Origin of the sequence: Phenylobacterium sp., assembly GCF_037138395.1 — a bacterium.
Lineage (GTDB): Bacteria > Pseudomonadota > Alphaproteobacteria > Caulobacterales > Caulobacteraceae > Phenylobacterium.
Map to the genome: position 1 here is coordinate 1 of NZ_JBAXIM010000099.1, position 9616 is coordinate 9616.

General features: G+C 67.6%; 9 protein-coding genes. 5 read left to right on the forward strand and 4 right to left on the reverse strand.

The window, feature by feature from the left end:
- The 4 genes from WCJ52_RS08920 to WCJ52_RS08935 form a co-directional block, all read left to right on the forward strand.
- The coding region (locus tag WCJ52_RS08920) for a sulfatase/phosphatase domain-containing protein (RefSeq protein WP_336902953.1) at positions 1 to 1236 on the forward strand (1236 nt) is incomplete at its 5' end.
- 112 nt (positions 1237 to 1348) lie between these two features.
- Positions 1349 to 3103 carry an amidohydrolase family protein gene (locus tag WCJ52_RS08925; RefSeq protein WP_336902954.1) on the forward strand — a complete coding sequence of 585 codons (1755 nt, stop codon included), beginning with the start codon at positions 1349 to 1351 and terminating at the stop codon, positions 3101 to 3103.
- 70 nt (positions 3104 to 3173) lie between these two features.
- Positions 3174 to 4727, forward strand: coding sequence for a CehA/McbA family metallohydrolase (locus WCJ52_RS08930; protein ID WP_336902955.1), 1554 nt, complete (start codon positions 3174 to 3176; stop codon positions 4725 to 4727).
- Between the two features lie 110 nt (positions 4728 to 4837).
- Positions 4838 to 7336 (forward strand): TonB-dependent receptor, encoded by a 2499-nt coding sequence (locus WCJ52_RS08935; RefSeq protein ID WP_336902956.1) that lies wholly within the window; start codon positions 4838 to 4840, stop codon positions 7334 to 7336.
- Between the two features lie 63 nt (positions 7337 to 7399).
- Here WCJ52_RS08935 and WCJ52_RS08940 read toward each other — a convergent pair whose 3' ends face one another.
- A complete protein-coding gene (locus tag WCJ52_RS08940) occupies positions 7400 to 7588 on the reverse strand; it encodes a hypothetical protein (protein WP_336902957.1) in 189 nt (62 codons plus the stop codon).
- Between WCJ52_RS08940 and WCJ52_RS08945 the strand changes: the two genes are divergently transcribed.
- Entirely contained in the window at positions 7587 to 8066 is a 480-nt protein-coding gene (locus WCJ52_RS08945; protein WP_336902958.1) for a GNAT family N-acetyltransferase, read from the forward strand. The two genes, WCJ52_RS08940 and WCJ52_RS08945, sit on opposite strands and share 2 nt — an antisense overlap.
- A 3-nt stretch (positions 8067 to 8069) precedes the next feature.
- On the opposite strand, the gene WCJ52_RS08950 is transcribed toward WCJ52_RS08945, so the two are convergent.
- The 3 genes from WCJ52_RS08950 to WCJ52_RS08960 all read right to left on the reverse strand — a co-directional run.
- The gene (locus WCJ52_RS08950; RefSeq protein ID WP_336902959.1) at positions 8070 to 8810 is read right to left on the reverse strand and encodes a GNAT family N-acetyltransferase; all 741 of its coding nucleotides are present in this window, start codon (positions 8808 to 8810) and stop codon (positions 8070 to 8072) included.
- A gap of 1 nt (position 8811) precedes the next feature.
- Positions 8812 to 9264 carry an SsrA-binding protein SmpB gene (smpB, locus tag WCJ52_RS08955; RefSeq protein ID WP_336902960.1) on the reverse strand — a complete coding sequence of 151 codons (453 nt, stop codon included), beginning with the start codon at positions 9262 to 9264 and terminating at the stop codon, positions 8812 to 8814.
- A 10-nt stretch (positions 9265 to 9274) separates the two neighbouring features.
- Positions 9275 to 9616: dihydrodipicolinate synthase family protein (locus tag WCJ52_RS08960; protein ID WP_336902961.1), on the reverse strand; the 342-nt coding region annotated here is incomplete at its 5' end.

Here is a 9616-nt window from a genome sequence, read left to right on the forward strand (position 1 = left end):
AATGGCGCCAGCCAGGAAGGCTCGCCCTTCGGCACGGTGAACGCCCTTCGGTACTTCAACGGCGTCCGCGACACCCTGGCTGAGAACCTGGAGCACATCGACGCGATCGGCGAGGCCCACCTCAACAACAACTACCCGCTGGGCTGGGCCATGGCCGGCAACACCCCGCTCAAGCGCTACAAGCAGAACACCCACGGCGGAGGCGTGCGCGATCCGCTGATCGTGCACTGGCCGGCGGGAATCCCGCAGGGCGGAGGTATCCGTCACCAGTTCCACCATGTCTGCGACATCACGCCCACCGTGCTCGAGGTGACGGGCGTACAGGCTCCGGCCGAGATCCACGGCGTCACCCAGCAGCCCATTGAGGGCACAAGCTTCGCCTATGCCTTCGATGAGGGTGCCGAGCCCACCCGCAAGCGGACCCAGTACTTCGAGATGCTCGGCCACCGGGGCCTCTGGCACGAGGGCTGGAAGGCGGTCACCTGGCACAGGCCCGGAACCGACTTCGACGCCGACCGTTGGGAACTCTACCACCTGGACAGCGACTTCAACGAAATGCACGACCTGGCGGAGCAGGAACCTGCGCGCCTGAAGGCGATGATCGCGCGCTGGTTCTCAGAGGCCGGAGCCTGCAACGTCCTGCCTCTGGACGACACCCTGAACCGCTTCATCAGCTCCAACCCGTACAGCGTGGCGTCCCGCCGGCATTGGGTGCTGCAGCCCGGAGGCGGTCGAATTCCGCAGGCGGCAGCCCCCGACATCCGCAACCGCTCCTACCGGATCACCGCCCATGTGGAGATCCCGGAGGGCGGCGCCGACGGCGTACTGATCGCCCAGGGCGACTGGTGCGGCGGCTACGCCCTCTACCTGAAAGACGGCCACCTCTTCCACGACTACAACTTCGTCAACCGGCACTACGTTGCGCGTTCGATCCTGCCCGTGCCGACGGGGCGCCACACCCTCAGCTGGGTGGTCCGCAAGACCGGGGACTACACCGCCGAGGGTACGCTGCTGATCGACGACGCGCCCTGTGGATCGGTGGCGCTGCCCCAGACCTACCGCGCCCAGGCCTCATTCATCGGCATGGAGGTCGGCCGGGCGCCCAAACCGGCGGTTTCCGACTTCGTTGCGCCCTTCCCTTTCACCGGCGTCCTCCACCGCATCGAGGTGGATCTGGGGGATGACCAGCAGACCGATCCCCAGGCCAGCCTGGAGGCGGCCCTGCGCCGGCAATAGGTCTCTCCAGGTGCCGTTGGGCAAGGGACTGGAAACCGGGTGGGTTTCGGTCCTAAACTGATGTTGAACTGCCGACCGGCGGAATGCTGGCGCGCTAGGGAGAGACAAGCACATGCTGGACCTGATCATCCGGGGCGGAACCCTCGTGGACGGAACGGGCGCGGTGCCCTTCGTCGGGGACATCGGTGTCCAGGGCGACCGCATCGTCGCGGTCGGCAAGGTCGAGGGCCCGGCCCGGCGCGAGATCGATGCCACCGGGCTCCTGATCACGCCCGGCTGGGTCGATATCCATACCCATTACGATGGCCAGGCCACCTGGGATGCCGTCATGGCCCCCTCCAGCTGGCACGGCGTGACCACCGCCATCATGGGCAATTGTGGCGTTGGCTTTGCGCCGGTCCGCCCGGACCAGCATGACTTCCTCATCCAGCTGATGGAGGGGGTAGAGGACATCCCCGGCGCCGCCCTCGCCGAGGGCATCGACTGGAAGTGGGAGACCTTCCCGGAATACCTCGACGCCCTGGAGGCCAAGCCCCGGACCATCGACGTGGGGGTCCACGTCCCCCACGGCTCGGTTCGCGCCTACGTCCTGGGCGACCGCTGCAACACCGACTACCAGCCGGACGCCGGCGAGATCGCCGAGATGGCCGGACTGGTCCGGGAGGGCGTCGCCGCTGGCGCCCTGGGCTTCTCCACCTCCCGGACCCTGCTGCATAAGGACATCCACGGCGTGCACGTTCCGGGTACCTTCGCGGGCTCGGACGAGATGCTGGCCCTGGGCCTGTCCATGAAGGGGCTGACCCACGGCGTGTTCGAGATGGTCTCCGACAACCTCGGCGACGACGACGAGTGGGCCTGGGTCAAGGGCTTCGTGGAGGAGACTGGCCTGCCCGTCACCCTCGTGGCCACCTCGGCGGGTGCCTACCTGGGCAACAAGATGTTCAACATCGCCGAGGAGTCTCGCGAGAAGGGGATGGACATCCGCCCGCAGATCGCCGGCCGTCCCACAGGCATACTGAACGGCCTGACCTCCAACTTCCACATCTTCATGGCCAGCCCGACCTGGAAGTCCGAGCTTGAAGGGCTTTCCCTGGAGGACAAGGTCGCCGCCATGGCCCGGCCAGAGATCCGCGCCGCCCTCTTGTCCGAGGACTCGGCCCTGATCCGCGCCGCCGCCTCCGCGCCGGTGAGCGGCCAGGTCGCCGGCCTGGACGGCCTGCTCTGGCGCATCTTCCCCCTTGGCGAGCGGCCGAACTATGAGCCCGACCGGGAGGGCAGCGTCGCCGGCCTCGCCGAGGCCGCCGGGATCTCCGCCATCGAGATGATGTACGACCTGCTCGTCCGCGACGGCGGGCACGAACTCTTCTATCAGCCCCTTGGCGGCTACCAGACCTACAACTTCGACTTCTTCCGCAAGAACATGCAGCACCCCAACGTGCTGTTTGGCCTGTCCGACGGCGGCGCCCACTGCGGGGTCATCGCCGACGCCGGCATGCCGACCTTCATCCTCACCCACTGGGCCCGCGACCGGGTAAAGGGCGAGCAGTTTCCCCTGGAGTTCCTGGTCCGTAAGCTGACCAGCGACACCGCCCGCGCCTACGGCCTGAACGACCGCGGCCGGCTCGAGCCGGGCCTCCTGGCCGACCTCAACGTCATCGACTTCAAGGCCCTGCGCCTCTTCCGACCGGAAGCGATCTACGACCTGCCCGCCGGCGGGCGTCGCCTGGTCCAGCGGGCCGAGGGTTACCGCTACACGATCAAGTCCGGCCAGGTGACCTTCGAGGACGGCCAGCATACCGGTGCCCTCCCCGGCGGCCTCGTCCGGGGCGGCCGCGAGGCGGTGATCCTGCCGATGGCGGCGGAGTAATTCCGCGCAGCCCGCATCATCCTGTCACTCTGGGGTGCCAGACTCTCCGCCCCGGGAACGGAGACAGGGCATGATCCAACGTCAGACAGATGGCTGGGGCCTACGTCCTCGCGCCGGGGCCTTGCTGCTGGGACTCCTGTGCCTGATGGGCTCGCAGGTCGGTGCCCATGCCGCCCCTTCACATCCGCCGGCCGCAGCGTCTCCGCGCCAGATCGAGCTCAGCGGGGTGATCACCCACGAGAACCACGAGACCTATGTCGAAGTCCCCTTCTCCGTCCCAGAGGACACCGAGCGGCTGACGGTGACCTTCGAGTACGACCGTGAGAGCAGGACCGTCATCGATCTCGGGATCCGCGACCCGAACGGTTTCCGGGGCTGGAGCGGCGGGAACAGGTCGACCTTCACCCTGGCGACCAGCGACGCGACGTCCGCCTACATCCCGGGGCGGATTCCCCCGGGGGAGTGGCGACTGATCCTCGGCGTCCCCAACATCCGCAAGGGCGTGGAGGCTCGCTGGCGCGCCAGGGTCCAGTTCGATCCAGCAGGCGCGCCCTCGCCGCGATCCGCCTTCCAGGACGGGCCCATCCGGACAGGGCCCGGCTGGTACCGGGGCGATCTTCACACCCATTCCGGCCATAGCGATGGCAGCTGCGCCAGCCTGTCCGGTCGCCGGGTCCCCTGCCCGGTCTTCCGCACCCTGGAGGCCGCGCGTACTGCCGGCCTCGACTTCATTGCCCTGACCGAACACAACACCCCCTCGGTCTATCCCGAGCTCCGGGCCCTTCAGGCCTATTACGACACCCTGCTGGTCCTGCCGGGGCGGGAGGTCACGACCTTCCGGGGCCACGCCAACGTCTTCGGCGTGACCAGCCCCCTGCCCTTCCAGCTGGGATCGCCGCGAGCGCCGACCCTCGACGCTGTGCTGGACGCGGTTGCGTCCGCGGGTGGGATCGTCTCGATCAACCATCCGGGGATGCCCTCCGGCGAACTCTGCATGGGCTGCGGCTGGGTCGCGCCCCTCCCCGACTGCAGCCGCATCACCGCCGTCGAGATCGCCAATGGCGGCGGGGTGAAGATGATGGGATCGGCTGAAGGGCCGCTGTCCGGATTGCCCTTCTGGGAGGCCCTCCTCGACCGGGGCTGCCACGTCACCGGCATCGCCGGAAGCGACAACCATGACCCCGACGCCAAGGACGGCGGCCAGTCCCCTGTGGGCAGGCCCGCCACGGTGGTCTACGCCCCGGAGCTCTCCCAGCCAGCGATCCTGGAGGGCCTGAGGCGCGGTCGGGTCTTCGTAGACATCGGCGCCCCCGCCGGCGCCTCGATCGACCTCACAGTCTCCTCCGGCAAGGCCAAGGCGGGCATGGGTGGGAGCCTCCAGCTCCGGGGCGGCGCATCTCTCAAAATGTCCGCCGCTGTTTCCGGCCTGCCGGAGGGTACCGTCGAGTTCGTCTCAGGCGGGAACGGCAAGCCACCCAACCGCATGCAGATCCCGGTCCGTGGCCGTCCGGAGGTCGCGGCTGAACTCCGATCAACCCCGGGTCTGAAATGGGTCCGGGCTGACATCCGGGGACCCGATGGGCGCCTCCTGCTGATCGGCAATCCGGTGTACCTTCAGAACTGATACCGCACTGACACGGAGTGTTGACGCGACCTTCAAGGAACTGTGACCCGCAGACCCTAACACCACCCTGCGGGGCCGAAATCGGTCCTTCAAATCGATTCGGGGTTATCATGCGTCTGTCCGTTATTCTCCTGAGTGGCGTCGCCGTCATGGCGATCTCCGCTGGTGCGTCGCCTTCCCGTGCCGCACCCGCCGACCGAGTAGACTCCAAGGTCGACGAACTGATCGTCACCGGTCGCGCCGGGGCCCTGGACCGGCGCCGGGTCGAAGCCAGCTACGCCATCACCACCCTAAACGAAGATGCCCTGCGCCTCCTGGCGCCGATGTCCACTGCGGAAGTGTTCAAGGCCATCCCCGGGTTCTGGGTTGAGGCCTCCGGCGGTGAAGCCTCCAACAACGTGCGAACACGGGGCATCCCGACAGACGGTTACTCCTCGGTGACGATTCAGGAAGACGGCCTGACCATCCAGCACGACGGCGGCCTGGGCTGGCTGAACGCTGACCAGTCCTTCCGGCTCGACGAGACCATCGGGCGCGTTGAGGCCGTTCGCGGCGGTCCCGCCTCCATCTTCGCCTCCAACTCCCCGGGCGGTACGGTCAACTTCATCACCCGAAGGGCCGGCGACACAGCCGAAGGTCTCGTCAAGGCCACCGTCGGCGACTACGGCATGTACCGCGCTGACTTCTGGTACGGTGCCCCCCTGGCCGACGGCTGGGGCCTGACGGTGGGTGGCTTCTACCGGTCGGACGAGGGCGTCCGCAGCCCGGGCTTCACCCAGAACAAGGGTGGCCAGATCCGTGTTGGCCTCTCGCGTGAGTTCGAGACCGGCCGGATCGACATCAACGTCAAGCACATCGACGACAATGTCGGCTTCCTGCTGCCGGTTCCCCTGACCTTCAACGGTAAGCAGGAGCCCACCGGCGTCCCCGGGTTTGATCCCAATTACGGGACCCTCGCCGGACCGGACAACCGCCTGCTGAGCTTCCGGAACGTCAATGGGCCGTTCGCCTTCGACCTGGGCAAGGGCACGGACGTCAACCTGACTGCCATCACCTTGAAGCTGGACCTTGAGATCGGCGGCGGATGGAAGCTCCAGAACACCGGCCGCTACCGTACCAGCGACATCCTTCGCAACGGCCTGTTCCCCACCGGCAGCATCGAGACGGCAACCGGCCGTCTGAATAGCTATCGCGCCCCTGCTCTGGCCGCCTATCCCGGGGCTGTGGATATCCAGTACCGCTACGCCACCTCAGGCGCCGCCTTCGATCCGGCGACCGCGAACGGCAACGGGCTGGTCGTCAGCGGCAACCTCCTCAGCGTCTCGGTTCCGCTGAAGGAGTTCACCAACGACCTGCGCCTGGTCCGGACCTTCGACCTCGCCGGTCAGACCCACGACGTGGCCTTCGGCGCCTATGTTTCTGACTTCAACTACGACTACGATCGGTTCATGGCCACGTCGAACCTGGAAGTCCGCGACCAGGCCCGTCGTCTGGACATCGTGGCGGTGAACGCGACAGGGGCGACCGTTGGCCGGGTGACCGAGAACGGCATCCTCCGCTACGGCTCGCTCTTCGACAACGCTGCCATCGATGCGCGGGTGTACGCCTTCTACGCCTCTGACGAATGGCAGGTGACCCCCGAGCTTCGGGTGGACGCCGGCGTCCGGCAGGAGCACATCGCCTTCACTGGCTCGGTGGAGGGCAAGCAGACCGTAGACCTGGGGATCGCCGGAACCCTGGCGGACAATCAGGTGATCACCGGTACCGGTGCCTTCACCCCGATCGACAGGTCCTACTCCGGCCTCAGCTGGACACTCGGTGTCAACTACCAGATCCAGTCGGGGCTGGGTGTCTTCGCTCGCTACACCGACACGGTTCGCCTACCCGCGCCCTCGGAATTCCAGGGTAGCCCGGGCGACGCCCTGCGGACCGACATCAAGAAGACCCCGGTCAAGATGATCGAGGCGGGGCTGAAGTGGCAGACCGACATCTTCGACCTTTACGCTACGGCGTTCCAGACCCGGTTCGAGAACATCAGGTTCAACGACAACGTCTTCAATAGCGCTACCAACAGTTTCACGACCCGCGTCGCGTATGGCTCGACCAATACGGTTGGCGTTGAAGTCGAGGGTGTACTGAAGCCGATGGAGGGCTGGGATCTCTCAGGCGCAGTCTCCTGGCAAAATCCCGAGTACGACAGCTTCCGTTTCACGGAGGTCGTGGGCGGTGTCGCGACCGTCCGGGACTTCGCCGGCAACCAGCTGATCCGGGTCCCGAAGGTGGGGGTCCGGCTCGTCCCGGCGGTCAACCTCCTGGAGGGTGCGGTCCGTCTCGAACTGCCGGTCGAGTACTACAGCAAACGCTTTGCGGACGTAGCGAACAGCCAGTCCCTGGCCGAGTACACGGTGATCAACCTCAATGCGCGCTGGAATGTCAGCGACCGGATGGCGGTCTCGATCGCCGGGGTGAACCTGACCAATGTCATCGGCCTGACTGAGGGCAATCCGCGGGCTGGCCAGTTCGTCTCCGGCGATGCGGGGGCCCGCTACTATCTGGCCCGGCCGATCCTCGGAACCTCCTGGCGCGCTGCGCTTACCTACCGGTTCTGATCCCGGGTTCTGGCGGACGAAAGCGACGGCGCCTCCAGTCGGGGGTGCCGTTTCTTCTTGGGATCAGCGCGGCGACACGCAGCGGCGCTCGATCTCCTTGTTGATCAGCTCGCGCTTGTCGTTCTGGCTCATGTCCGCAACCCCGGCCAGGGGGATGCCAAAGGGGCCGAGCAGGAGGCCGAGGCCGGCGCCCATGCCCATGCGCGACAGGACGGTTGACGGGGGTGGACGTCCGGCGAAACCTGGGGTCATGACAAAGATTATCACCCCCGCCCTCCGCTTCGAGTTGGATGACCTTTCCCGCCCACCGGTCCGGGACCTTGTGTCCCGTCACCTCGCCGGCATGCAGGCCCAGAGCCCGCCGGAGAGCGTTCACGCCCTCGCCCTCGACGGGCTCAAGGCACTTTCCATCCGTTTCTGGAGCGTCTGGAGCGGCGAGACGGTCGCAGGCATGGGGGCGCTTCGCCGGATCGACGCGGAGAACGGCGAGATCAAGTCCATGCGGGTGGCAGACGCCTTCCTCGGCCAGGGCGTTGGCCGGGCTATCCTGGATCACATCCTTTCGGAGGCCCGGGGGCTGGGCCTTGAGGTCCTCTGGCTTGAGACCGGCTCGGTTGAGGGCTTCATTCCGGCGCGGACGCTTTACGAGAGCGTCGGGTTCACGACCTGCGGGCCCTTCGACAGCTATGGCCCCGATCCCTTCAGCGTCTTCATGACCCTGAGGCTCTGAGGCTCAGCGCCAGTACCAGTAGCGCCACAACTCGGTGAAACCGGCAGCGCGGTAGAGCCGGCGGGCCGGGTTTCCGGCCTCGACCTGCAGCACCAGGTCCTCCAGTCCCCAGTCGCCGGCCTGTCGGGCGAAGGCCGCGAGGATGCGGCCCGCGTGACCCTGCCCCCTCTGGTCGGGCGCGGTGCGCATGCCGTGGATCCCGCCTACGCCGCCGGCGCGGGACAGGACACCGACCGCGAGGGTCCGGCCGCCCTCGCGAACGGCCGCAAATCGGGCCCCGGGAGAGCGCGACAACTGGGCCACGCGTCGGGCGCCCTCATCCGCATTGAATCCCGGTCCGCAGAAGGTCGCCACCCAGTCTTCGTCCGGCGCCGCCAGCAGGACCGGCCAGGGTCCCCCGACTCCGGGGTTGGCGAAGCTGGAGACCACCCCGGACCCGGCGGTCATCATCCAGGTCGGCTCTGAGGGACGATAGCCCGCCTCGGCGAGGTGCCGGATCACGGGAGACAGGGGGGCGAGGTCCGGAACCCGGAAGGACGCCGGCAGGCCCTCGCCGGCGTAGGCCTGAGCCAGGGCCGGGGTCACCGGCGGCGGCGGTTCGTGCGCAAGGGGCGCCGCAGAGCGGGCGCGGCCCATGGGTCCGTCGTCGAGGCCCAAAATCCAGCCGTCCCGCTCCACCACCCGGCGCGGCGCAACGCCCGCGACGGTCGCGCGCTCGAGCCGGGCGACGTCGTCGGCCTTCACCTCAGCCCTTGTCCCGAAGCAGGCGGGCCTTGTCCCTTTGCCAGTCCCGTTCGGCCGCGGTCTCGCGCTTGTCGTGCAGCTTCTTGCCCTTGGCCAGGGCCAGCTCCAGCTTGGCCAGGCCCTTGTCGTTCCAGTAGAGCTTGGTCGGGATCAGGGTCCGGCCCTCGCGCTGGACCGAGCCGATCAGGCTGTCCAGCTGCTTGCGGTGCAACAGCAGCTTCCGGTGCCGGCGGGGCTCATGGTTGAAGCGGTTGGCCTGGGCGTAGGGCGGGATGTCGGCGTTGATCAGGTAGATATCCTGGCCCTCTACCGCCGCGTAGGACTCAGCGATATTGGCCCGGCCGTTGCGCAGGGACTTCACCTCCGTCCCGGTCAGGGCCAGGCCAGCCTCGAAGGTCTCCTCAAGGAAGTAGTCGAATCGCGCGCGGCGGTTTTCAGCGATGAGATTGACCATGGCGGGGGCGTCAGACGACGCCGACCTCGGCGAGGGCGGCATCAACCTCCCGGCGCGAAGTCTCGGAGGCCGGGGTGATGGGCAGGCGGACGGTTTCCTCGCAGAGGCCCAGCCGCGACAGGGCGTACTTGGTGGGCGACGGCGAGGCGTCGGTGAACAGGGCCCGGTGCAGGCGCAGGAGGCCATCCTGCCAACGGCGGGCGGTCTCCCAGTCGCCCGCCAGGGCGGCCTCGTAGAAGGCGGAAACCTGGACCGGTGCGACATTGGACGAGACCGAGATGCAGCCGTGGCCGCCATGGGCCATGTAGCCAAGGGCGGTGGGGTCGTCTCCCGACAGCATGACCCAGTCCGG

Coding starts and splice junctions, on each gene's coding strand:
- WCJ52_RS08925 (WP_336902954.1), top strand. CDS start 1,349: ATGCTGGACCTGATCATCCGGGGCGGAACCCTCGTGGACGGAACGGGC.
- WCJ52_RS08930 (WP_336902955.1), top strand. CDS start 3,174: ATGATCCAACGTCAGACAGATGGCTGGGGCCTACGTCCTCGCGCCGGG.
- WCJ52_RS08935 (WP_336902956.1), top strand. CDS start 4,838: ATGCGTCTGTCCGTTATTCTCCTGAGTGGCGTCGCCGTCATGGCGATC.
- WCJ52_RS08945 (WP_336902958.1), top strand. CDS start 7,587: ATGACAAAGATTATCACCCCCGCCCTCCGCTTCGAGTTGGATGACCTT.
- WCJ52_RS08940 (WP_336902957.1), bottom strand. CDS start 7,588: ATGACCCCAGGTTTCGCCGGACGTCCACCCCCGTCAACCGTCCTGTCG.
- smpB (WP_336902960.1), bottom strand. CDS start 9,264: ATGGTCAATCTCATCGCTGAAAACCGCCGCGCGCGATTCGACTACTTC.